This window comes from Neolewinella agarilytica (genome assembly GCF_900110645.1).
Lineage (GTDB): Bacteria > Bacteroidota > Bacteroidia > Chitinophagales > Saprospiraceae > Neolewinella > Neolewinella agarilytica.
Genome location: NZ_FOFB01000012.1, coordinates 126,853 through 151,128 on the forward strand (window position 1 = coordinate 126,853; position 24,276 = coordinate 151,128).

At 52.7% G+C, this 24,276-nt stretch carries 15 protein-coding genes and 4 CRISPR repeat arrays (1 of these 19 only partly in view); all 15 genes read left to right on the plus strand.

The annotated features are described in order from the left end of the window. Positions 1–224: a CRISPR direct-repeat array (repeat unit 37 nt); it begins 204 nt to the left of the window's first position. 286 nt (positions 225–510) lie between these two features. Next, a CRISPR array of direct repeats spans positions 511–950; the repeat unit is 37 nt; unit sequence CCCGGAGTCACTGTGTGCCGCGATAGGGCATTCCGAC. A gap of 480 nt (positions 951–1,430) precedes the next feature. Continuing rightward, positions 1,431–2,528, plus strand: a complete 1,098-nt coding sequence (locus BM123_RS12180; RefSeq protein WP_090168862.1) for a reverse transcriptase family protein — start codon at positions 1,431–1,433, stop codon at positions 2,526–2,528. Positions 2,529–2,538: 10 nt separating this feature from the next. Beyond that, the gene (gene cas1 / locus BM123_RS12185; protein ID WP_175489352.1) at positions 2,539–3,534 is read left to right on the plus strand and encodes a CRISPR-associated endonuclease Cas1; all 996 of its coding nucleotides are present in this window, start codon (positions 2,539–2,541) and stop codon (positions 3,532–3,534) included. Between the two features lie 5 nt (positions 3,535–3,539). Continuing rightward, a complete protein-coding gene (cas2, locus tag BM123_RS12190; protein WP_175489353.1) occupies positions 3,540–3,848 on the plus strand; it encodes a CRISPR-associated endonuclease Cas2 in 309 nt (102 codons plus the stop codon). 114 nt (positions 3,849–3,962) lie between these two features. Next, a CRISPR array of direct repeats spans positions 3,963–4,879; the repeat unit is 37 nt; unit sequence CCCGGAGTCACTGTGTGCCGCGATAGGGCATTCCGAC. 286 nt (positions 4,880–5,165) lie between these two features. Beyond that, positions 5,166–6,027: a CRISPR direct-repeat array (repeat unit 37 nt; unit sequence CCCGGAGTCACTGTGTGCCGCGATAGGGCATTCCGAC). 555 nt (positions 6,028–6,582) lie between these two features. Continuing rightward, positions 6,583–9,333 carry an OmpA family protein gene (locus BM123_RS12195; protein WP_175489354.1) on the plus strand — a complete coding sequence of 917 codons (2,751 nt, stop codon included), beginning with the start codon at positions 6,583–6,585 and terminating at the stop codon, positions 9,331–9,333. Between the two features lie 17 nt (positions 9,334–9,350). Next, positions 9,351–9,686 carry a hypothetical protein gene (locus BM123_RS12200; protein ID WP_090168869.1) on the plus strand — a complete coding sequence of 112 codons (336 nt, stop codon included), beginning with the start codon at positions 9,351–9,353 and terminating at the stop codon, positions 9,684–9,686. Positions 9,687–9,929: 243 nt separating this feature from the next. Beyond that, complete coding sequence (locus tag BM123_RS12205; RefSeq protein ID WP_090168871.1) at positions 9,930–10,919, plus strand: CBASS cGAMP-activated phospholipase; 990 nt, start codon at positions 9,930–9,932, stop codon at positions 10,917–10,919. A gap of 27 nt (positions 10,920–10,946) precedes the next feature. Beyond that, entirely contained in the window at positions 10,947–11,903 is a 957-nt protein-coding gene (locus BM123_RS12210; protein WP_090168873.1) for a cyclic GMP-AMP synthase DncV-like nucleotidyltransferase, read from the plus strand. Further along, positions 11,903–12,589 (plus strand): SEC-C metal-binding domain-containing protein, encoded by a 687-nt coding sequence (locus BM123_RS12215; protein WP_090168875.1) that lies wholly within the window; start codon positions 11,903–11,905, stop codon positions 12,587–12,589. Before BM123_RS12210 ends, BM123_RS12215 begins: the two co-directional genes overlap by 1 nt. A gap of 284 nt (positions 12,590–12,873) precedes the next feature. Next, a complete protein-coding gene (locus BM123_RS12220) occupies positions 12,874–14,856 on the plus strand; it encodes a type I restriction-modification system subunit M (protein WP_090168876.1) in 1,983 nt (660 codons plus the stop codon). Then, positions 14,853–16,094 carry a restriction endonuclease subunit S gene (locus BM123_RS12225; RefSeq protein ID WP_090168878.1) on the plus strand — a complete coding sequence of 414 codons (1,242 nt, stop codon included), beginning with the start codon at positions 14,853–14,855 and terminating at the stop codon, positions 16,092–16,094. Before BM123_RS12220 ends, BM123_RS12225 begins: the two co-directional genes overlap by 4 nt. Positions 16,095–16,096: 2 nt before the next feature. Then, on the plus strand, positions 16,097–17,347 hold the full coding sequence (locus BM123_RS12230; protein WP_090168880.1) for an AAA family ATPase: 1,251 nt from the start codon (positions 16,097–16,099) through the stop codon (positions 17,345–17,347). Positions 17,348–17,352: 5 nt separating this feature from the next. Beyond that, positions 17,353–17,985 carry a retron system putative HNH endonuclease gene (locus BM123_RS12235; protein ID WP_090168882.1) on the plus strand — a complete coding sequence of 211 codons (633 nt, stop codon included), beginning with the start codon at positions 17,353–17,355 and terminating at the stop codon, positions 17,983–17,985. Positions 17,986–18,050: 65 nt separating this feature from the next. Continuing rightward, positions 18,051–21,113, plus strand: a complete 3,063-nt coding sequence (locus BM123_RS12240) for a type I restriction endonuclease subunit R (RefSeq protein WP_090168884.1) — start codon at positions 18,051–18,053, stop codon at positions 21,111–21,113. A gap of 4 nt (positions 21,114–21,117) precedes the next feature. Then, a complete protein-coding gene (locus tag BM123_RS12245; RefSeq protein WP_175489355.1) occupies positions 21,118–22,905 on the plus strand; it encodes an McrB family protein in 1,788 nt (595 codons plus the stop codon). After that, positions 22,905–24,251: a 5-methylcytosine restriction system specificity protein McrC gene (locus tag BM123_RS12250; protein WP_090168887.1), complete on the plus strand. Its 1,347-nt coding sequence runs from the start codon at positions 22,905–22,907 to the stop codon at positions 24,249–24,251. Before BM123_RS12245 ends, BM123_RS12250 begins: the two co-directional genes overlap by 1 nt. Positions 24,252–24,276 lie beyond the last annotated feature (25 nt).

Here is a 24,276-nt window from a genome sequence, read left to right on the forward strand (position 1 = left end):
TGTGTGCCGCAATAGGGCATTCCGACAGTTGAGGATAATGACCAGCACCGCGAGCCCGGAGTCACTGTGTGCCGCAATAGGGCATTCCGACTCATAAGAATTGTATTTATAGTTCAATCTCCCCGGAGTCACTGTGTGCCGCAATAGGGCATTCCGACTCTTTTCCGAATTTACGACCTAGAGAGTCCCGGAGTCACTGTGTGCCGCAATAGGGCATTCCAGAATACTAGTCATCCCAATCCCACCGCTTTTGAGTCCGGCGGAAAAGGAAGTGACACCTCCCTTCGGTCGGCTTACATTTCCCTTTCCGTCGGCCGCGGCGGGCTTGTGCTGACGGGCCGTTTTGGTGAGGTTAGTTAGGGGTTATAATTCTATCATTCTACAAAATTCCATTACCCTGATTTCTTTGTTATTAGGCTGGCGAATAATCTTTTGGATGTCGTTAATAGTCCAGGGCCCCAAGGCGCAAATGTTGAATTTTAAATGTTGAATTGAACATTGAAAATTGCTCTCGGAGTCACTGTGTGCCGCAATAGGGCATTCCGACGCTAAAAGCTCGAAAATTGCCCTTGGTTAAACCCGGAGTCACTGTGTGCCGCAATAGGGCATTCCGACTCAAATAGAGTTCCATCTAGGTTACTTACCCGGAGTCACTGTGTGCCGCAATAGGGCATTCCGACTACTCTGACACCTTGTCAGTCTGTTTCTACTCCCGGAGTCACTGTGTGCCGCAATAGGGCATTCCGACCTTGCTGAAACTTAAAGTTCAAGCTAGAGAAAACCCGGAGTCACTGTGTGCCGCGATAGGGCATTCCGACACATGGAAAGTTTTGAAGAACCCAGCGATCCCGGAGTCACTGTGTGCCGCGATAGGGCATTCCGACTTACCATTTTTGCCAGGAGTCTGGTCTTGCTCGGAGTCACTGTGTGCCGCGATAGGGCATAACCAGAATACTAGTCATCCCAATCCCACCGCTTTTGAGTCCGGCGGAAAGGGAAGCGACACCTCCCTGCGGTCGGCTTACATTTCCCTTTCCGTCGGCCGCGGCGGGCTTGTGCTGACGGGCCGTTTTGGTGAGGTTAGTTAGGGGTGATAATTCTATCATTCTGCGAAATTCCATTACCCTGATTTCTTTGTTATTAGGCTGGCGAATAATCTTTTGGATGTCGTTAATAGCCCAGGGCCCCAGGCGTAAATGTTGAATTTTAAATGTTGAATTGAACATTGAAAATTGCTCTCGGAGTCACTGTGTGCCGCAATAGGGTATCCGCCAGGATGGTCGCAAGTTGCCCCGCGAGGCGAAGCGGTCCTCGAAGCGTCCTGGAAGGACCTTCGAGCGTCCGTGTTCCTTCATTGCACCTGCGCACCGGCGCCCCCATCCCATCGGCCTCCGCCCCCTGTCCATTATCTTACATACAAAAAGGAACACATGGCTAAGAAGGTAAGCATCTACGAATTACGGCGCCGCGCCAATAGTTTTCTGGCCTGTAAGGGCACGCTTGACCTCGCCCGCCACTGGCGGGTCGATAATGTACGTCTGGCGGTATTGGCCATTGAGCCCGAATACCGGGAGTTCCGCATCCCCAAAAAGAAACCCGGCACCTTTCGCGAAATCGAAGACCCGCGCCCAAAACTGAAGGCCATTCTTCGTAAGCTCAACCGCGATCTCCAGGCGGTTTATTACTTTCAGCGATCGCCGGCTGCGTACGGCTTTCTCACCAGCCCGGCCAGGGATCCCGACCCCCGCAATATCCTCACCAATGCCCAGCAACACCTCGGGGCCAAGTGGCTGATGAACGTAGACATGCGGGACTTCTTCCACCAGATCGAAACCCACGAAGTAGCGGAACTATTCCGGCAGCCGCCCTTCTCTTTTCCTAAAGCAACCGCCAAGTTGCTGGCCGGCCTCACCACCTACAAAGGCCGCCTGCCAATGGGCGCACCCACCAGCCCCATCCTTAGCAATTGGTACGCCATTCCGCTGGATAAGACCCTAACGGAATTCGCCCGGCAGCGAGAATGGACCTACACCCGCTATGCCGACGACATCACCTTCAGCAGCAAAACCTCCCCCATAAAGTTTGAAGACGTTGGCCGGGTCAACGTCCTGGTCAGGGGGCGGGAGCTAGAACTCAATCATAATAAAACTGTAATCTACCCGCCCGACGCCCCGGGGAAGGAGGTGACCGGGCTGATCGTCGGGGCCGAACAAGTACAGCTTTCCAGCGAATTTCTGGCTAAAGTGAAGGATGGTCTGCGGCGGCTCAACGATGTGGTCGATACCAAATACCTCATGCCCAGCGGCCGCTTGGCCAAAACACCTTGGGTGGAGGAGATTGCGCAGCAGGTACGCGGCCTGGTCTCTTTCGCCCAAAAAGTCTTGCCCCCGGCTGACCCTCTGGGCATGGAACTCGAAGAAGCCTACGCTACGGCACTGGCACCACCGCAAAACTATGGCCCCGTATCGTGGCTGGAGTTTGGCTACCTCGATTTCAGAATCGATACGAACCCTGACCAAATCAAGTAAATTGATCCTTATGCAGCTTGTCTTACACACCCACGGCCTGAGGCTGGACGTTGCCGCCGGTATTTTTCACCTGACGGACGGGGAGCACGAGCGATCCATCAGTCCGGAACTAATTGACAGTATCTCCGTTCTTTCCGGCGACTGCCTGCTCACCGCCCGCGCCGTTCGGCTGGCCGCAGCGGCGGAAGTACCGATCTATTTCCACGACGACTTTGGCGAGGCCGATGCCTGCCTTCGCAGCGCCTACTTCGAAAGCCTGGCCCGGCGGCGGCGCGGACAAGTGTACTTCAGCGACTCCGTGGCCGGCGCCGCCTGGGTCGTAGCCCAGTTTTTACTGAAGACGGATGCTCAGGTGGATAACCTACGCTACCTGTCCAACCGCCGGAAAAAGCATTCGGAGGAATTGGGCGCTGCCGCAGGTGCAATGGAAAAGACAAAAGAGCATTGGGAGGCACTCGCAAAGCAAAAGCCCTCTCCGAAATGGGCAAGTCAGGTCATGGGCCACGAAGGAGCCATCGCCCGTACCTACTGGCAAGCCTTATCCGCTGCGCTGCCTGCCGAATGGCAATTCGCTGGCCGTAGCCGCCGCCCCGCCCAGGACCCTTACAACGCCCTGACCAACTACTGCTACGGCATCCTCTACGCCCGGGTCGAGCGGACGCTCTTCGCCGCTGGTCTCGACCCTCACCTCGGCATTCTGCACGCCGATGAATACGACCGACCAACCCTCGCCTACGACCTCATCGAGCCCTTTCGCCCCTGGGTAGATCGCTTCCTCCTCCAGCAAATCCTGCAGTTTAAACTCGACCTCGCCACCGTCGAAGCCCGCGACGGCGGCTGGTGGATCACCCACGCCGCCAAAAAAGAACTCGTCCCCAATTTCAATCAGTATTTCCAAGGTCTCACCCTTTGGCGCGGCCAGCGCGCTAAGCGAGAAGGACAAATTTACCGCCATGCCCAGGATCTAGCCCGCACCATCGACTCTTCTACCCAACGCCCCAATTGATGAGTATGCAAACCTACCTTATCTCCTACGACATCTCCGAAAATAACCCCCGGCTCAAAGCTAGCAGATTACTGCTGCGCGCTGGCTGCTTCCGCGTTCAAAAATCCGTCTTCATCGGCACCCTTTCCGATACCCGTTACCTTCGCCTGCGTAAAAGTCTCGATGCACTCCGGCAGCGGCCCCGCTGGTCGACCACCGATCAAATCCTCCTCTTGCCTCTGCACCAGTACACCCGTGATAATCTCGACACCATCGGCTCCTCCCGCAACGATTGGCCCCTCATTTTTCGCGAGCTGCATACCTTGGTTATTTAACCCAAAACACCTATTTTACCATCGATTTGATGCGTTTTAATCATATTATAAATTCTGCCATACATTTTAATGCTTATTATTGGGCTGATAATCAGGTGTTTATGAAAATTAGCTCCCGGAGTCACTGTGTGCCGCGATAGGGCATTCCGACAAACCGTATTTGAATTTATGTTGATTTTCATATTCCCGGAGTCACTGTGTGCCGCGATAGGGCATTCCGACATGCGTATATCGCAAATAGTGAAACAATAAACCCGGAGTCACTGTGTGCCGCGATAGGGCATTCCGACTTTAATAACATAACAAATCTGTCATCATCTACCCCGGAGTCACTGTGTGCCGCGATAGGGCATTCCGACCTTTTAAGTGTCTCTTCGCAATCCCATACGCACCCGGAGTCACTGTGTGCCGCGATAGGGCATTCCGACAGAAAGATTCCTAACTAAGATCTCTCTAAACCCGGAGTCACTGTGTGCCGCGATAGGGCATTCCGACTCTAATTTCAGTTTGGATAGATTGTCTTCTGCCCCCGGAGTCACTGTGTGCCGCGATAGGGCATTCCGACAAGCTCCTCAATTTCGCCTTTCTTTAGGAACCCGGAGTCACTGTGTGCCGCGATAGGGCATTCCGACATATTGGCGTCTCTCCGAAGTATCTTTTAACCCGGAGTCACTGTGTGCCGCGATAGGGCATTCCGACAAGAAATTTGTATTTTTGTTCCCAATTATCCCGGAGTCACTGTGTGCCGCGATAGGGCATTCCGACGCAATTGGTTTATATCTGTTATCCATTCCCGGAGTCACTGTGTGCCGCGATAGGGCATTCCGACAAGTTGATTACGATCATTTGGTACCAACAAACCCGGAGTCACTGTGTGCCGCGATAGGGCATTCCGACAACTAGGACCTTCATTACATTGTTCTGGAGACCCGGAGTCACTGTGTGCCGCGATAGGGCATTCCGACATAAATCTAAAGACAAATAGGATTAAGACCCGGAGTCACTGTGTGCCGCGATAGGGCATAACCAGAATACTAGTCATCCCATTCCCGCCGCTTTAGCGTCCGTCAAAAACGCAATCGACACCTCCCTTCGGTCGGCTTACGCTCGCGTTTTTGGCGGACGCGGCGGGCCATGAGCTGACGGTCCGTTTCGGTAGGGTTGGTGGGTTGAATTCTAAAAATCCTACCAAAATCCAATTAATCCTAATCTATTGGTTATTGGGCTTGTGGATGATCTTGTGGATACCGTCGATGATCTTCGGGCTTGCGATGAAATGTTGAATTTTAAATGTTGAATTGAACATTGAAAATTGCTCTCGGAGTCACTGTGTGCCGCGATAGGGCATTCCGACGATACGATGATTGTGGACGCGCAAAGTTGCCCCGGAGTCACTGTGTGCCGCGATAGGGCATTCCGACATTTTGTTGGTGATATATCGTTGTTAATTATCCCCGGAGTCACTGTGTGCCGCGATAGGGCATTCCGACAGAAGGAAATAAATTCGTTGTAACGTCATTGGTTCCCGGAGTCACTGTGTGCCGCGATAGGGCATTCCGACAGTTTACTTTGTTTTCGAGCTGTCGCGCGTACCCGGAGTCACTGTGTGCCGCGATAGGGCATTCCGACTCTCCGTGGTTTAGTAAATGTCGAGCAAGGCCCCGGAGTCACTGTGTGCCGCGATAGGGCATTCCGACTCGGTCTCCGTTACGAGGAGCATGTCGTACCCCCCGGAGTCACTGTGTGCCGCGATAGGGCATTCCGACAATTTGTGGTGTTTTACGGTGAATGGTGAAACCCGGAGTCACTGTGTGCCGCGATAGGGCATTCCGACATTTTATATCGCGATGCTCAATGCAGTGGGTACACCCGGAGTCACTGTGTGCCGCGATAGGGCATTCCGACCTGTTTCTTTATCGCCCAAATTTTCACAGACCCCGGAGTCACTGTGTGCCGCGATAGGGCATTCCGACCAGGGATGTTGACCTCCTCTCCTTTCCACCCACGCCCGGAGTCACTGTGTGCCGCGATAGGGCATTCCGACCCGAGTGAGTCGGTCCATACGTACGTGTAGGGCCCGGAGTCACTGTGTGCCGCGATAGGGCATTCCGACTTAAACATGCCTGGAATTTTACTTCTAATCCCGGAGTCACTGTGTGCCGCGATAGGGCATAACCAGAATGCTAGTCATCCCAATCCCACCGCTTTTGAGTCCGGCGGAAAGGGAAGTGACACCTCCCTGCGGTCGGCTTACTATTGCGTTTTCAACGGACGCGGCTGAAATGGGCTGACGGGGTTGCTTCGGCTGAGATGGTTGGTGGGAATTTTAGAATCCTAAAAATCCTACCTAATCCTTTTAATCCTACCGCGAAGCAGCTACGAAGTGAATCTATCGGTTTTGAGGCAAGTGAAATTCTAAGGTTCTAGAGACTGTCTGGACGCCTCGGTTCAATCGCCAATCAAGAATCGAGAACAGCAAATCGCATATCTTTGAGGAGCCATGTGTGCCGACAAAAGGCACTGCGACGGGTCATTCCTACCTACGCAAGGCCCAAGCTCCTGCAACGCCCCCACCGCTCTTTCATCCCCCGCCTTGCACCTGCGCTCCGTCGCCCGGATACGCTTAACAACGTATTTGTCTACGGGCCAGGAAAACCACTTGACACGTATCGAAAATAGTCCCATATTTACGCGTAGCTTTAATGCTGACGTTTACACACCTACCGATCAACCCATGCGTTTACTCCTGTTTTTCCTCCTGCTCTTTCCCCTGCTGCTCTGCGGACAACTCAAGAAAGCCGACAAATTAGTCGGAAAAGGAAAGTATGAAAAGGCGCTCCCGCTCTACGATGAGCTGCGCAACAGCACCGATAGTGTAGAACGGGCCGCCGCGCTGTTCGGCTACACCAAAAGCTTCGCCAAGCTGAATACCACGGCTGAAGCTTTACCCACTATTCTGGATCTGCAGCAGGAAAGTAGCCGCTTCTTTCGGGCACTCAGCCAAGAAAAACGAAAGACCCTGAGCAAAACCTGGCGGCGCAGCGACCGCAGCCTCGCCACCCAGGAAAAGATATTGTGTAAACGACTGATTCGGGATCTGGGGCGATGCAACGTCACGTCCTTGTTCTCGGAGATGCTGGACCTGCTAAGCCACCGAAGCTGGTCACCGGAGTCAAAAGACCTCCTGAACGTCGCCTATGGCGAGCGGGAAGCAAGGCTGCTGAACGAGGAGCTAACCGCTGCCGTTGAAGGCGGACTCGTAGGACTACGCCGCTGGTCCGAAGAACAACAAGGCCGCTACTGGGGGGGCTCTGCCCTGAGAACCATCGGCGCGCTGCGGGAAAGGCTGGTCCGGGAAATCGTCAATAACCCCAAGGCGACTTACGACGATTTACGGGAGGTCTACAACCACCATTTTCAAACCGAATCGGCCCTGAACCCCCGGTTTCAAAGTTTGATCAATGGCCGGCTGCTTGAAGTATTTCTGTCGGAAAACCCCGTGTCTGACTTTTACCGCTTCGTGGAGGAAAACCCCGTTCACTGGGTCGCCAAAGATTGCTACGTCGATGAACTCGCCGCTATCTTGAAAAATGATGATTGGCATAAGCTAACGAACTTCCTGGACGATCACCCCTACAGCGTGCTGGACGAGTTTGTCGTCGGCGTCGTCTATGAAGGGATGACTCAGATCAGACAACTTCCCGGCGCCGATCAGGCCGCCCTCGACCGCATCAAGGCCGAAATCACCGTCCGCCGCAAGGTCCTCAACGAAAATGATACTTCCCAGGAAACTTACCTCCAGCTGGCCAACCTCCTGCAGGAGACCGTCCCCGCCACCCGCTGCCACGCCATCTTCCGCCGGGCCGCTCAGGTCTATCTCAAGCAGCAGGAATGGGAACTGCTGGACGAACTCGTCGCCCTCGGTAAACAACTCTTCGTCAACGGGCAGCCAGACGATTGCGATAGGAACTGGATCCTCTACGAAGACAAGCAACCCTGGCTGGCGGATGTAGAGGAGATCCTCCGGCAGAACGCTTTTCCTACGAGGTCAGCTGTCGTCGAAGAAGCCAGCGTCCCGGAGGTCGACGAATACAGCCCCGTCATCACCGCCGACGACGAGCACTTGTTCTTCGCCCGCTACCGTGGCGGCGCCGCTACCTATGATGTCGTGGTCTCCGACCGGAACAAGCAAGGACAATGGAAAAAGCCGCGGGCCATCCCCGCACTGTCCTCCGAAAAAGCCAACGAAGTGCCGCTCGCAGTCACCGCCGCCGGCAACGAGATGTTGCTCTTCCTCGACGGGCGGCTCGCCCGCAGCGTCCGCACGGGCTCAAAATGGTCAGCGCCCCAACCGTTAACCGGATCGATCGCAAATATGGACTGGCACGGCGCAGCAACCCTCTCGCCCGATGGCCAATTCCTCATCCTCGAATCCAACTACAATGTCGGCGACCAAACCGAACGCGCCGATACCGACCTCTATCTCGCCAGGCGCGTAGCTCCCGGCAGCTTCGATGTCGTCACGCCGCTAATGAAGCTCAATACGGACAGGCGCGAAACCAGCCCCTACATTAGCCCCGACGGCCGCACGCTCTACTTCAGCTCCGACGGGAGAAAGGGCCTCGGGGGCACGGACGTATACGTCGTTCGCCGCGAGGATAACACCTGGCGAAACTGGTCTACGCCCCAAAACTTCGGCAAGTCCGTCAACTCTTTCTTCGACGACAGCGACTTCCGGCTCGCCACCTCCGCCAGCGGTAGGGTAGGCTATTACGGTATCAACATCAGTAATGACTTGCTGAGCGGAGACATCTTCTCCGCCGAACTGCCCGAAGAAGTTCGTCCCGAACCTTTCCGCATCGTCAAGTTGCCCGTCAGCTGGTCCGATTCCCTCTCCGCCGCCGAACGGGACGGTTTCAAGGTGACCGTCCGCTCCCCCGACGGAAGCGTGCTCTCCGGCAGCGCTGTCGTCGACGGACAAGTCGTCCTCCTCCTCCCCGAAAGCCTCGATAACGCCGAGATCACCCTCACCAACGCCCCTGACTCCGAAACCGCCATCCTGCCCGTCACCCTACCCGTTGACCTGAGCGAAGGGCGCCTCCTGACGCCCGTCGTCGTCAATACCCTCGACAACATCCGCCGCCACGGCGAACGCATCCGGCTCGTCCAACCCTACAACATCAACCAGGACGATTTCACCCCCACCCCCGAAACCCAGCAACAGCTGCAGGACGTCTATACCCTGCTCCGCGAAACCGGCCTCAACGTCACCATCCACGCCTACTCCGACGCCACCGGAACCCCGGAATACAACCGGGAGCTCTGTCAGCGCCGCGCCGATGCCGTCCGCGCCTACCTCATCGCCCAGGGCCTCGCCCCCGAACGCATCCAAATCAAGGCCCACGGTAGTGAAGACTTTATCGATACCAATGATACCGAGGAGGGGCAGGGAAGGAATAGGCGGGTGGAGTTGGAGGTGGGGTAGGGGGTAACGGGATCATCATGGACTTCCTCTCTCAGGTAGGACTTGCGGTACTTCAGTTTGCCTACCGTTTTCGCAACCGGCCCAAACCGCTCCGTCCATTGCCGCAGCAGAAAATGGTTGAAGTACCCCGTCTCTTCACTGAGATGACCAACAAACACTTGCCGACCCTCTCGTATATTGGGCAGAAGCCCTTCCAGCTGTTGCGTCAGCGCACGCTTGCGTTTCCGGCTATTACCACTCGTAAATCAATTAGCACAATCGCAATGCTCAATAAAGCAACAAGTAGAAGCATCTCAATCGACATAATGATGAGGCTTGTTTTTAAACGAAAGCCGAAGGTAATAATCCCCTGACAAAATATTTGGCCCACCTCCTGTTTCTCTAACACCGTTAAGTTTTTGGGCGAAAACGCAGGTGCAATGAAGGTTAGATGAGCAGGGTAGAACGCAAAGGACCTCTTCTAATACGGTCACAAAATATCGGCAAATTTGTCAGCACCCGGAGGTGTATTTCGTTGTTTGTTGTAAAATTTATAAATATATTGTGTCAACATGACAGAGTCATGACACTGGAGCAGTACTTGCTCCTCTGATTGAATGGAAGCTCCTAAACCCAAAATATTCAATATACTTACCATCGATGGAGGAGGTATTCGTGGATTATACGCCGCGAAAGCGCTTGAGCAAATAGAACGGCAATACGGCCCTCTGATCAATAGCTTTAACCTCATTTGTGGAACATCCACCGGCGGCCTGATCGCATTAGGACTCTCCCTTGGTCTATCCGCCCAACAACTCGCCAACTTTTACAGTAAACGTGGCGACAAAATATTCCCTCGCAAGCATTGGCTCACACGCGGTTACGGCTTCGCTCGGCAAGCATTCTTCAACGGATATTCAAGCAAAAAACTACGCAGAGAGGTCATCGCAATTTTCGGGGAAGAACTTACTATGTCTGATTGCAAAGTCCCGACCTGTATCTTTTCCTACAATATTTCTAAGGGTGAACCAATCGTTTTCAAGTCACCCCACCAGCATGCCGATTACGTTCGCGACGGTAACCTCCCAATTGTAGACGTGGCCATGGCGACGGCTTCGGCCCCTACATTCTTCCGTAACCACCACATTGATCATGATCACCTGCCGGATACGCTTTGCACCGACGGAGGGGTCTGGTGCAACAACCCATCCCTGGCCGGACTACTCGAAGCCCGAACGCACTTTGTTGGAAACGGCAAACCATTCGACAGCATAAGAGTCCTATCCATTTCCACCGCTCCCAAACCTTCGGGAAAACAGCGAAAGGGTGGGGGGCTTCTCCGCTGGAAAGGAGACATGATGGGGGCTGCTATCCAGGGCCAGTCTTTCTTCGCTAATCGGTTTCTGAATAACCTGAACGATAATCCGGAATCTGGTGTGAGCTACCGTAGGATTGCGCCTAAGAACCTATCCATCGAGCAACAAAAGCTACTCGAAATGGATCTCGCCTCCCCCAAAGCCCTCAACCAACTCGCCCGCCTTGGCACCGATTGCGGACAGCATTTCGTAACCCAGCAAGCTGCTTGGCTCAGCTCCGTTTTTCAATAATTTTACCCCCCCTAAATACCTTATTGCATGGCCAATTGTCATTCCCTTTTTTCTACTTTCAATGGTGAACTTCAAATCACTTCTACTAAGCGCGCAAACCTGATTAAATCTAAAGACGCACTCCGCAAAGCCATCATTAAATGGTTTAAGGAGAACCATCCGGAGTACGTTCCCAAATTCTGGATCCAGGGCTCCTACAAAATGAAGACGGTCATCCGCACGAAAGATGATATGTGTGACCTCGACGATGGTATCTACTTCCTCTGCGAGCCAGACGTTACTCCAGCTACTTTACAAAATTGGGTTTATCAGGCTGTATGTGATCATACAAAAGAAGGGGCAACCCGCCACCGTAAGTGTGTCCGTGTCCACTTCGCGAAAGATTATCAAATCGACCTCCCTATTTATAAAAAAGCCGATGGTGACGATCACCCTTGGCTTTGTGTCAAAGGAGGAACCTGGGCCGAAGAACAAAGCGACCCAAAAGAATTCGTGGAATGGTATGACGAAGAACGTAACCACCAACTCACCCGCATTATCCGCTATTTAAAATCTTGGGGAGACACCGTCCGTCACAATATGCTCAGTGGCCTGGCTATGACCCTCGTGGCGCAAGCCAACTATGATGAGGACGATAGAGATGATCAGGCTTTATACAATATACTTGTTGCCATTCGCTCCTCTCTCAAATCCAACTGGCAAGCTAAAATGCCTACAACGCCTGGTGATGACATTCTCGCCGAATACGACCACGATTTTCGTGATCGCTTCTTTAGCCATTTGGATAGCTTTATCGAAGATGCCAAAAACGCATTGGAGCAGGAATCTGAGAAAAAAGCTAGTAACCTCTGGCGTAAGCATCTGGGCAAACGCTTCCCTGAAGGAGAAGACGATGACGCAAAAACCGATAATGTCAATCGGTTGAAAGAGGTTGCCAGCCGCGGTACCGTAGCCCCCTATTGGGGCGGAAAGGTATCTAACTAATGACAAAAGAACAGATCAGAGCGGCGGTCATCGCTTACCCAACCTTGGCGTTGAAGAGCAGCCCGTTACGCGTTGAGGGTAATCTTCCCATTCTCCACGACGATGGAGGGATACTGGACACCTACCAGATCAGCATCAAATTTTATCAAGGAAGCTTCATCAAACGATTTCCCCATGTTTATGAAACAGGAGGTCGTATCCCACCAGTAGCTGATCGACATGTCTACTCCGATGGTCAACTGTGTTTAGGAACAGCCCTCGCGCAAGAACGGCGGCTTCACGCCCGCTCAATGAGCTTGGACGATTTCTTTAAGGAAATACTCTACCCCTTCTTTGCTAGTCAGTCCCTCATCGATTTAGGTGAATTGAATGTTTTCCCCCAGGGAGAACGTAGTCACGGAATCTTAGGTAAGGTAGAAGAGTACATGGATTTTTGGCAGGTGAGTGCTGTGCAGGATGTTGCCGAAAGACTTTCTGCTTATGTTCATAAGCTGAAGCGCAATGACCCGTGCTTCTGCCAAAGCGGAAAGAAATTCAAGGCGTGTCACCAAAGGGAAGTCAATAAAATTGCTTTTGTAGATCGGGAGCTGCTCAAGTTTGATTTAAAAGAAATTCAGGAATGGTTAGCAAAGGGAAGGCCCAAACCAAAAGGACTGGGGAGGCGGTTTCAGCGGATGTTTATTTGAGAAGTGATCGCTAAGATGTCCGGTCTCACTCGCTTTAAACATAACCTTTTTTGAAGGTGTAACATGTAGAACTTTTTAGTACGGGACTGGAGGGGAACAGATAAGACCATCACTACTTTCGAGGGAAAGAGCTCAGCGTAATGGTTACGGTGAGGGTCACGGCCGCAGGCGCAAAGAAAGGTTTAAAAAGCAAAGTTGAAAACTAACTTGCTTTAGCCAACTCGCATGTAGTAACTTGCCCCACCTTCCCGATTACATTTCAGTATTCCGATTGACCACCTTACATGTCTAACCACGCCGAACATACCAACTTCATCTGGCAAATCGCCGACCTGCTGCGCGGCCCCTACCGGCCGCCCCAGTACGAACGCGTTATGCTACCCATGACGGTATTGCGGCGCTTTGATTGCGTATTACAAGACACAAAAGAGAAGGTGCTCCGACAGCACGAGAAGTACGGCCCTAAATTTGACGGAGCGGCCCTCGACGAAATGTTGAACCGCGCCTCCGGCCAGCAGTTTCACAACCATTCTCCGCTAGATTTTGAACGGCTGAAAGGCTCGCCCGACACGGTCCGGCAAGATCTGGTCCGCTACATCAACAGCTTCTCCGAAAACGTGAAGCGCATCTTCGATTTCTTTGATTTCGAGAAAGAGATTGAGAAGATGAGCGAGGAAAATATCCTATACCTCATCGTTTCCTCTTTCGCCAACGTCGACTTACACCCAGAACGGGTCGGGAACCACGAAATGGGGCAGATTTTCGAACACCTCATCCGGAAGTTCAACGAAATGGCCAACGAAACGGCCGGAGACTACTTTACCCCCCGGGAGATCATCGAGTTGATGATTCACATCCTCTTCAACGAAGACGACAAGTTACTCACCGTGCCTGGTACCATCCGTACTATGCTGGACCCTTGCTGCGGAACGGGAGGGATGCTCGCCGAAGCCCAGAGCTACATCAACGAGCACAACGCCGGCGCCACGCTGTACACTTACGGGCAAGACTACAACCGCCGCGCCTACGCCACGGCCGCTTCTGATATGCTAATGAAGGAGGTTGCCCACAACGGCCGGGGCGACAACATCAAATACGGCGACAGCCTGATCAACGACCAGTTCGAAAGCTATAAATTCGACTACCTGATCTCCAACCCACCCTTCGGCGTAGACTGGAAAAAGCAGCGCAGCCAGATCAAGGACATTCATGATCTGGGCGACGGCGGTAAATTCCCTGCTGGCCTGCCCCGCGTAAACGATGGTTCCCTGCTCTTCCTGCAGCACATGATCGATAAGTTCGAGCCGGTAGACATGGCTGCCCAGCAGTACGGCTCCCGTATGGCCGTTGTCTTCAGCGGTTCGGCCCTCTTCGCAGGCGGCGCGGGCTCCGGCGAGAGCAACATCCGCCAGTGGGTCATTGAAAACGACTGGCTGGAAGCCATCGTCGCCCTGCCCGAAGCGATGTATTACAACACTGGTATCGGAACATACATCTGGGTACTCACCAATCGAAAAGCGGAAGAGCGGAAAGGCAAAGTCCAGCTCGTCGACGCGCGGGGTGAGGATTATTACATCCCCATGCGCCGGAGCCTGGGATCCAAACGCCGCAAGCTCGGCCAGAAGGAAGAGGGCGAACCCGACCAGGTAGGCGACATCGTCAGGCTATACGGCCGCTTCCAGGAACACGACGACTGTAAGATCCTGCCCAACGAAGCCTTCGGCACTATCAAAGTCACTGTGGAACGCCCCCTTCGGCTCACTTATCAGATGTCGTTGGAGCGCAAATCGGCTTTCCTCAATACCTTTCCCCACTTACTGGACGACATCCAGGCGCTCGACAAACAACTCGGCCGCGAACCACTGCGCGACTGGAATAAGCTGCAAAAGCAACTCCAAAAAATCATTAAGACCAACGGCTCCAAATGGAAAGCCCACGAGCGTAAGGCCTTTCGCCAAGTCTTCGCCGTCACCGACCCGGAGGCAAAGAAGGTAAAAAAAGGGAAAGGCTACGAACCCGACCCCGCCCTGCGCGATTACGAAAACGTCCCCCTGAGCCGCGATGTAGACGAGTACTTCACCTCCGAAGTCCTCCCTCACCTCCCCGATGCCTGGATGGACCGTTCGAAGGACAAAACAGGCTACGAAATTAACTTTAACCGGCACTTCTACAAGTACGAAGCCCCCCGTGACTTGTCGGTGATCGATAAGGAGCTGGAAGAAGTGGAAGAGGAAATTTTGCGGTTGCTTAAAGGGATTGTGCGATGAGTTCTGAAATTGAGTATAAACTATCGAGCATTGACTGGCTAAATAAAATACCCAGTCACTGGACCGCTTATAGACTTGCCAATACGGGTACCTTTTCTAAAGGCAAAGGAATAGCAAAAGCGGATATTATAGAAGATGGCAAACCCGCGATCTTGTACGGAGACATCTACACTAGATACAGTATAGTCACAGACTCTTTAGAGCGAAGAGTATCTGATGAGACGGCAGCTAACGCAGTCCCAATTTACCAAGGCGACCTGCTTTTTACGGGCTCCGGAGAAACTCCTATAGATATAGGTCGCTGCGTCTGCTATACCGGAACCGAAACTGGTTACGCAGGGGGCGACATTATCATTTATCGGCAAAACGAGATAGACGGCAAATTCTTGTCGTATATGTTTAACTCATTCTACCTAGATCAGCAGAAAGCGGTTCTTGCTAAGGGAGGAATAATTATTCATATTTATTCTTCACAACTTAAATCCATTAAATTTCCACTGCCTCCACGAAAGGAACAACATCAAATCGCCACCTACCTCGACCGGGAAACCGCCCGCATCGACGCGCTGATTGACGCCAAGGAGCGCTTGTTGCGGGTGCTGGAGGAAAAGCGTTCCGTAATGATCGCCGAGGCGGTGACGCGGGGTTTGAATGCGGACGTAAGAATGAAAGATTCGGGAGTGGATTGGTTGGGGGAGGTACCGGAGCATTGGGAGGTGGTCCCAATTAAGTATTTAGCAGATTTGAAAAGTGGAAACACTATTTCACCTTTGGACATCGACGAGGAAGAGGAATACCCCGTTTATGGCGGTAACGGTTTTCGAGGGTACACCAAGGACTATACTCATAATGGCCTATATGCCCTTATAGGTCGGCAGGGCGCACTTTGTGGCAATATAAACTATGCTGAAGGCAAGTTTTGGGCATCTGAGCACGCGATTGTTGTTGATCCTAAGCCGGAAGTAAATACAATTTGGCTAGGTGAAGTGCTTCGTGAAATGAATCTCAATCAGTACTCAATATCGGCAGCTCAGCCGGGTTTGTCAGTAGATAGAATCAAAAATATATTTATACCTTCCCCTCCAGTTACTGAACAGAAAAAAATTGCCGACTACATAACAGAAATTATCTCTTCACATGAGCAACTTGGCGACAAGCTAAACGACTCGATCAACCTTTTGTCGGAAAGAAGATCGTCTTTGATTACATCTGCGGTGACGGGCGCTATTAATGTTTAGATATGCTGATTAGAAAAATTGAATTCTCTAATTTTCGGGGCTACTCTCAAGGAAGTCTGGCTTTCCAAGAAGGATTTAACCTGATCGTTGGGGTAAACGGAGTCGGCAAGTCCACTGTTTTAGAAGCTATTCGAGTTTCCTTGTCGCATGTTTTGCCATTAGTAAGTGATTACGAAAAGCGATGGACCTATGGCTTCAGGCAAAGTGATATTAAAATGGGGGCGAAAGAGGGAATGGAAATCAGAGCCGATTTCACCACTAATAGTGCAGCCTTTGGTCTTAGAATTCAAAGAGACAAAGAAGATCAAGCTGACGACGTAGAGGATAAGCCGTCAGCACAGACTGAATTCGTTCCACCGTTATCGTCACTGGAACGACTCTTAACCAGTGAGGACGTAGGCAAACATCAGCCGATAGGCTTATATTTTTCGACACATCGTTCTAAAGTCAGTAATAGAAAAAGTGACAACGCCATAACCGGTCAAGGGGGAGCTCATTATGAATCTCTTATTCACAATCGTGATTTCAACCTCCGAGAAATTGCCGAATGGTTCTCAGTGCAAATGATGCTGGGCGAAGAGAGTGACGAACTTAAAAACCACATAATCGATATTGTAGATGCAGTAAGTAGTCTAATGCCTGGCTTTACTAACTTCGGTATCACAAAGTTAGGACCTAACTACAATGGGCCATTGACCCTTTCCTTGAGTAAAGATGGAAATATTCTTCCTGCTAACTGGCTTTCAGACGGAGAAAGAAGCATGTTGTCGCTCGGCTTTGATCTAGCGCGCCGTTTGATTATCGCAAATCCCGGTCTACCTCATCCAATCCGCGACGGCCGCGCCATCGTCCTTATCGATGAACTGGACCTGCACCTCCACCCCCGCTGGCAACGCCTTGTGGTGAAGCAGCTGACGAGCACCTTTCCAAATTGCCAGTTCATCTGTACAACGCATTCACCGCAGCTCATCGGGGAAGTACCGGCGGAGCGAGTGACGGTTATTGGGGCGGGGACGGTTTATCATCCTCGGCAAACATTCGGGGTAGATTCCAGCCGGGTACTTGAAGAGGTGATGGGAGCTGCGCCGCGCAATGCCGAAGTTCAGAAAGTAATGAATACTCTTTTTGGCCTTATTGATGATGAGAATCTGGACGAGGCGCGGGAGGTTCTTCAAAGGCTTATCGAAATGGTGGGTGAAAGCGATACGGAAGTCTTACGTGCCGAGACGATGATTATGTTTTTGGAAGATTAAAGCTCATGCGCAAGATCAATAAAGGCAAAGAGCCACATGAACTGAAGCGCCATCGCACTACACCGGGCGCGGACTTCGAAAGTTTAGACAAACGAACCATAAGAGCTGCGCTGGTTGCTGAGCAGGGCGGTATTTGCTGCTATTGTATGGGCCCAATTCAGGCGCAGCACGACAAAATGAAAATCGAACACTTTGCCTGCCAGAAAGACAATCCGGAACTGGCATTGGTCTACTCAAATATGCTGGGGGCTTGTCGTGGTAACGATCAGCCGGGCGTTACTCCGGCTGACCACCACTGCGATACCCGTAAGGCAGACGGCGTACTGAGTTTCAACCCCGCCAATCCGCAACCCGACGTTGGCACCTTGATCGAATACGGTACGGACGGTACCATCAGTTCGCCAAATGCGCAATTCGATACCGAATTAAACGAAGTGCTTAATCTGAACTGGATCAATCTGGTTAATGCCCGTAAATCGCGCCTGTCTGCCTTTCGTGCCTTGCCCCGGAAAAAAGGAACCGTACCGAAGGCTACCTGGGAAAAGCATCTGCGTAAGTTTGAAGGTAGAGGCCGTAGCGGTAACTTTCAACCGCACTGCGAAGTCGTAATCTTCTACCTCCGCAAAAAACTACGGTAACTTCGAAATCCCGGCTCCTCCCAACCTTTCCCCCGCACCCGCGTCCTCGCCCAAAACCAACTTCGATGACTAACCAACACACCAAGGAAGCCGCCTACGAATCGGTCATCGAAAACCACCTCCTTCAAAACGGTTACGTTTCCCTCCCCTCGAACACCTTCGACCGCGAGCGGGCCATCTTCGGCACGCCGCTACTGGATTTCATCCGCACCTCCCAGCCCAAAGCCTGGGCGCGGCTCGAAAAGCTGCTGGGCGAGCAAACGGGCGAACAGATCCTGCGCGACCTGTGTAAGTGGCTGGAGATACACGGGGTGCTGGCGACGCTGCGCCACGGCTTCAAGTGCTACGGGCGTAAACTCTTCGCCGCCCAGTTCGCGCCCGTGCACGGCATGAATCCGGACGCGGATGCGGCTTACGCGGCTAACATCTGCGGACTGACACGGCAGCTGTACTATTCGCCGAGCAATACCAAATCGTTGGACCTGGTACTGAGCCTCAACGGCATTCCGCTCATGACGGTTGAACTCAAGAACCAGGGCAGCGGGCAGACGGTGGACGATGCGGTGAACCAGTACAGAAAAGACCGTGACCCCCGCGAGCTTATTTTCAAATTCAAAGCCCGGACGCTCGTCCACTTCGCCGCCGATACCGATAGTGTACAAATGACGACGCGCCTGGCGGGCAGCACGACCTATTTCCTGCCCTTTAACCGGGGCAACGGCGGCAGTGCGGGCAACCCTCCCGTCAAAAAAGGCGGTGGCTACCGAACGGCTTACCTCTGGGAGGAGGTCTTGCAGCGCGACAGCTTTCTGGATTTGGTCGGCCGCTTCATCCACCTGCAAACGGACGAAAAGCGAACGGATGAGGGGCGAAAGATCACCAAGGAAACGATGATTTTTCCGCGCTACCACCAGCTCGGAGCGGTCCGCCAACTCGTCACCAAGGCGCGGGCCGATGGGCCGGGCAGCAACTACCTGGTCGAACATTCGGCGGGTAGCGGTAAGAGCAACACCATTGGCTGGCTGGCTCACCGGCTAGCCTCACTGCACACTTCGACCGATGCACGGGTATTCGATTCGGTGGTCGTCATCACCGACCGGAGAGTACTCGACAAGCAGCTGCAACAGACCATCTACCAGTTCGAGCACAAATTGGGCGTGGTGGAGAAGATCGATAAGCACTCACGGCAGCTCGCCGAAGCGCTGGTGAACGGTACGCCAATCATCATCACGACCTTGCAGAAATTCCCCTTTGTGACCAAGCAATTGGAAGAGCTAGCCGAAGAAGGGGGCGCGGCCGCAAGTGCGATGCAGGGGATGAAGAGCAGGGAAGACGGTGTACTACCTACCCGCCGATTCGCCGTAATCATCGACGAGGCTCATAGCTCCCAGGGCGGCGAGACTGCAGCCGATCTCAAGCAGGTACTGGGCGGCGAAGACCTGGTAGACGAAGCCAAACGCCGTGCGGCCGAAGATGAAGTCACCGATATGGACGAGCTCTACCGCAACATGGCCAAGCGCGGGCGGCAGGCCAACGTAAGTTTCTTCGCCTTCACGGCTACGCCCAAGCATAAGACCTACAAAATCTTCGGCGAAGCCGGCAAGGCTTCCCACCGCTACACGATGCGGCAGGCCATCGAGGAGGGTTTCATTCTCGACGTACTTAAAAACTACACGACCTACGCCACTTACTTCAAGTTGGTGCAGAAGTCCGGAGAAGAGTTATCTGTAGATAAAAGCCAGGCCGCCCGCGCGCTGGCTAAAATGCTGCGGACCCACCCGTACAACATCGCTCAGAAAACGCAGGTGATGGTCGAGCACTTCAACGCCGTAACCAAGCATAAGATCGGGGGGCGCGCCAAGGCGATGGTTGTGACCGGCTCGCGCTTGGAGGCGGTACGGTACAAGGAAAAGTTCGACGAATATATCCGGACAAAAGGATACGAAGTAAAAAGCCTGGTGGCTTTTTCCGGGGTGGTTAACGACGATAAAGTACCCGCCGTGACCTACACCGAGGTGGAAATGAACAACGGTATCAAAGAAAGGGAATTGCCGGAGAAGTTTGCCAGCCCGGAATACCACGTACTGTTGGTAGCCGAAAAATACCAAACGGGTTTTGATCAGCCACTGCTGCATACGATGTACGTCGATAAGCGGCTGGCGGGTATTCAGGCGGTACAGACGCTGTCTCGCCTCAACCGTAACCACCCACTAAAGGAAGATACCTTTGTACTAGACTTCGTCAACGACCGCGAAGAAATCAAACAGGCTTTTTCGGATTACTACGAGGGGGCCACCATCGGGGAAGAAGCCGACCCCGCTGCATTGTACCGCCTTAAGCTCGAACTGGAAGCGGATGGCATCATCACCGAAACGGAAGTGGACGACTTTGCGGCTATTTATTTCCGCCCCCGCAGCCGACAAAGCCCCGCCGATCATCGCCAGATGAACGAGGCCCTCGACCCAGCAGTAACCCGCTTCGCCGCCCTACTCGCCTCCGACGAGCCGGAGGCAGAGCAATGGCGGGGTAAGCTGGCGTCTTACCGTAGTCTGTACGGTTTCCTCAGTCAGGTACTTCCCTACCAGGATAGTGAATTGGAAAAGCTATTCGTTTACCTCCGCTACCTTTCTCCTAAGCTTCCCCGTCGTAAGGGGGTAGAGGCTTACGACTTCGACGACGACGTACGCCTGGAATATTACCGGCTCCAAAAGATTAGCGAGGGGTCCATCTCGCTGGCTAAGGATTACGCCCGGCCACTCGACGGACCGACAGAGTTAGGGGTAGGCATGGTCCGTGAACCCGAAGTCGCCCTACGTACCCTCATCGACCGGTTAAACGACCGTTTTGGGACGGATTTTAACCCCGCCGACCAGTTGTTCTTCGATCAGATGGTAGCGACCGCCGTAGCCGACGAAGAGATCATCGAAGCAGCGGCAGCTAACCCAAAGGATAAATTTAAACTTATCTTCGAAAAACTACTCCGAACCCTGTTCTCGGAACGGATTGACCAGAATGAGGAGATATTTGCTCGTTACATGAATGATGGTGTGTTTCACGAAATCGTGACGAGCTGGTTAGCAGATACTGCTTACGATGATTTACGGCAAAGGAACCCACCTAATGAATAGTTCAATGAAAGAACCCAATCTAACTCTGGTCCACGATAACTTCGAGCGCTTCGTCTACGACTTTTTATTCCTCGGCAACAGCATTCTGACCAAAGACAAAAACATTGCAACTTCGGAGGCGGTAGCCGAAGTCTTTGAGTGCTTCGTCAAAAATTATATCGAAGGAGCAGAGAGCTTTGAGGCAAAGCAGAAGGCACAGTTTGCCGGAGCGTCCTACAACGCTAAGCTCCTATTTGCGCATGCCCTCTGGCTTTGGTCTTTTGCGGTTTCTGACATTTCCCCGGCGAAAAAGCGAAGCTATGTCGAAGAGATATTGGATGGTGAGTCTTTTGATCTCCTGCCCGACTTGTTTTCTGGCGGTATTGGATCCGGCGGTTTGCACCATACGCAAAAAAAATTTGAAGAAATACTCTTCGTCGTCAAACTCATCCTCTACACGCGCAAACACCATCAGCAATTCCAGGGCAAGGAGCGGCAGAATACGAGCTACAACATTAGAGATTGGATCGCAGATGTTTGCCTGTACGCCATCTATAAAGTACCATTGGTAGCTCACGAATTCGCGCACCAGGACGTTGATCAAATAGTTCTCAATGAGCAGCTAGCAATGTCAAACATCTTAATGCACCTGGCTTGGCCCAACCGACATGAACGTATTTTTTCCGCCAAACATAAGCGAGATTTGGTGGCTACTTTCGATAGTTTTCTTACAAAGGGATACCGAGCGTTAGACCGTGAAAAACAGATCAAGTGCATCCGTGGAGCTCTTTCTCAATTACCCGGGGTCGATGAAGATTTCGACTTCTACACCCACCCCGTCATCCGCCAACTCTGGTACCCCATCAAAGACTCCGACAACTTCTACTCCCAGGAACAAGCCCTCCAGTACAAAGGTGCGATCATTCTCTACGGTCCTCCCGGTACCGGTAAGACCCACAACGCTAAACTGCTTGCGCGTAAGCTTGTCCTGCAGAAATTCTTTCAAGACAAGGATAAAATTCGAAGCTATCTCACTGAAGGTGAAAACGAGATTGTAAACAGCCGTATCCAACGCCGCCAACTCCATCCGCGATATGGCTACGAAGACTTCATCGCCGGCATCCACCTTAAAGACGGAAATACCATCGCCCAAAAAGGCGACTTCCTAAAATTCTGCGAAACCGCTGTGGCCGATCCTGATCAGAACTACGTACTCATTCTCGACGAAATCAACCGCGTCGACCTCAGCCAACTCCTCGGCGAAGCCTTCTCCGCCCTAGAAAACCGGGGCGAAACCATCGACCTCCCCATCGGCGGCTTCCTGCTCACCGTGCCCAAGAATCTCTACGTCATCGGCACCATGAACGAGATCGACTTCTCCGTTGAAAACATTGACTTCGCCCTCCGTCGCCGCTTCCACTGGTTCTTTTACGGCTTCGACCCCGATGCCCTGCAAAACATCATCGAAGAAAAAGATGAAAACAATCACCTCAAGGGAAACAAGGACCTCGACCGTTTCCTCCGCAACGTAGCACAACTCAACCAGGGAATCACCGATCATCCGGAACTTGGCAAACAGTACCAAATCGGCCACACATTCTTCGCCGAAATTGTCGACATATACTACCGCTACCACGAGCTCGAAGGCAAGAAACGGAAAATGAAAACGCCACTCTTCGGTGAAAATGGCCCTGCAAAAACCTTATGGGAAATCTCTATCGCTCCCATCATCTCTGCCTTCCTCGGCAACCACGATAGTCAGCATCGCGAAGAGACCATCAGCCACTTCTACACGCTCTACCTAGCGGACTAATGGACGATCCAAAAATCATCAACATCACCGCCCAGGATTGTTCTCCTTTTCAGCTTCAGCGACCTGCGATAATGCAGCACCTGCTCGCTACCCCAGATCTTTACCAGGCGTTCCGCCTCACTACTCAAAAAGCGGTCGAAGAAGAGTTCCCCATCGTCCGCTACGACTACCGCCTCAACCAATGGTGCGCCGGCCGGATGGTAGGCAGTACCGAGTTTGAACACGCTGGCCAGCAGTACCGCCTCACCATCACGCCCCGCTTCGGCAATGGCTTCTTCATCCACCTCCTCGAAGAAATCTACAACATCCGCTTCTTGGAAACCGAACGCCAGGCGCTGGAACAGGGTAGTGACATCCGCCCCCTCCTCCAAAAGCTCATCGGCATCCTCTGGCTACGGCTTCTCGGAAAAGCCAATCGCTACGGTATCCCCCGCCGAAAAATTACGCGCCAGCACCAAGGCTCCAGCATCCGTGGCCAGTTCGACGTACGCGCCAGCCTTCGTAACGCCGTCACTTCCGCAACTCTTGTTAGTACCTACCGCGAGCGCGAAACTAACCCCATCATCACCTCTATTCTCGGCCGGGCATTATCTATCCTTCAGGCCAACAACAACCTACCGACCATTCCCAATGAGAAGCCCGTCCGCAGCGGCTTGGCAGATTTGGCGCGGACGCAGGTGCAACGGGAGTTATTAAAAGCAAGGCACTACCAGTCTCTCCGCTACCGATCCACCGATCGCAACTGGAAACCTCTAGTCGATCTCTCCTGGCGCATCATAAACCACAACCCTTTCCGCAACCAACATTCCCCCGCCGGCAAATCCTTCACTTCCTTCCTCGATATCGCCGAAATCTGGGAAGCCTACCTCCGTTCCATCCTCCGCCGGCACTTTGCACCCCTCGGTTGGACCGTCGATACCGAAACCCACCCAACCTATCCCGGCAAAGACTTCACCCGCAAACTCACTCCCGATATCGTCCTCCGCCACAAAGACGGCCAACGAGTAGCCATCTTCGACGCCAAGTATAAACAAATGCTCTTCCGCCACTTCGACTACGATCGCTCCGACTTCTTCCAAATCCACACCTACGTTGCCTATTACCAAGCCCAGGGCCTTCAGGTCGTGGCCTCTGGCTTACTCTACCCATTAAATAACTCCTTCCTTCCTGCTCGTCAGCAGTCCAATTACTCTCCAACCTTATTCGGTGGCAGGGTGGGGGATACCCCGTTCCTGGTGGATGGTGTTGTCTGTGCTGGCGATTTGCAGAAGGAGTCTAAAAATATAATCTCTCGTATAAGCTTATTGCTAGGGTTTAAACCCACCATTGATCTACTCTATTCTTAAATTTAGCAGATCAGTATCTGTGTGT

Coding starts and splice junctions, on each gene's coding strand:
- BM123_RS12205 (WP_090168871.1), top strand. CDS start 9,930: ATGGAAGCTCCTAAACCCAAAATATTCAATATACTTACCATCGATGGA.
- BM123_RS12220 (WP_090168876.1), top strand. CDS start 12,874: ATGTCTAACCACGCCGAACATACCAACTTCATCTGGCAAATCGCCGAC.
- BM123_RS12195 (WP_175489354.1), top strand. CDS start 6,583: ATGCGTTTACTCCTGTTTTTCCTCCTGCTCTTTCCCCTGCTGCTCTGC.
- BM123_RS12250 (WP_090168887.1), top strand. CDS start 22,905: ATGGACGATCCAAAAATCATCAACATCACCGCCCAGGATTGTTCTCCT.
- BM123_RS12215 (WP_090168875.1), top strand. CDS start 11,903: ATGACAAAAGAACAGATCAGAGCGGCGGTCATCGCTTACCCAACCTTG.
- BM123_RS12210 (WP_090168873.1), top strand. CDS start 10,947: ATGGCCAATTGTCATTCCCTTTTTTCTACTTTCAATGGTGAACTTCAA.
- BM123_RS12235 (WP_090168882.1), top strand. CDS start 17,353: ATGCGCAAGATCAATAAAGGCAAAGAGCCACATGAACTGAAGCGCCAT.
- cas2 (WP_175489353.1), top strand. CDS start 3,540: ATGCAAACCTACCTTATCTCCTACGACATCTCCGAAAATAACCCCCGG.
- BM123_RS12240 (WP_090168884.1), top strand. CDS start 18,051: ATGACTAACCAACACACCAAGGAAGCCGCCTACGAATCGGTCATCGAA.
- BM123_RS12230 (WP_090168880.1), top strand. CDS start 16,097: ATGCTGATTAGAAAAATTGAATTCTCTAATTTTCGGGGCTACTCTCAA.
- BM123_RS12245 (WP_175489355.1), top strand. CDS start 21,118: ATGAAAGAACCCAATCTAACTCTGGTCCACGATAACTTCGAGCGCTTC.
- cas1 (WP_175489352.1), top strand. CDS start 2,539: ATGCAGCTTGTCTTACACACCCACGGCCTGAGGCTGGACGTTGCCGCC.
- BM123_RS12225 (WP_090168878.1), top strand. CDS start 14,853: ATGAGTTCTGAAATTGAGTATAAACTATCGAGCATTGACTGGCTAAAT.
- BM123_RS12200 (WP_090168869.1), top strand. CDS start 9,351: ATGGACTTCCTCTCTCAGGTAGGACTTGCGGTACTTCAGTTTGCCTAC.
- BM123_RS12180 (WP_090168862.1), top strand. CDS start 1,431: ATGGCTAAGAAGGTAAGCATCTACGAATTACGGCGCCGCGCCAATAGT.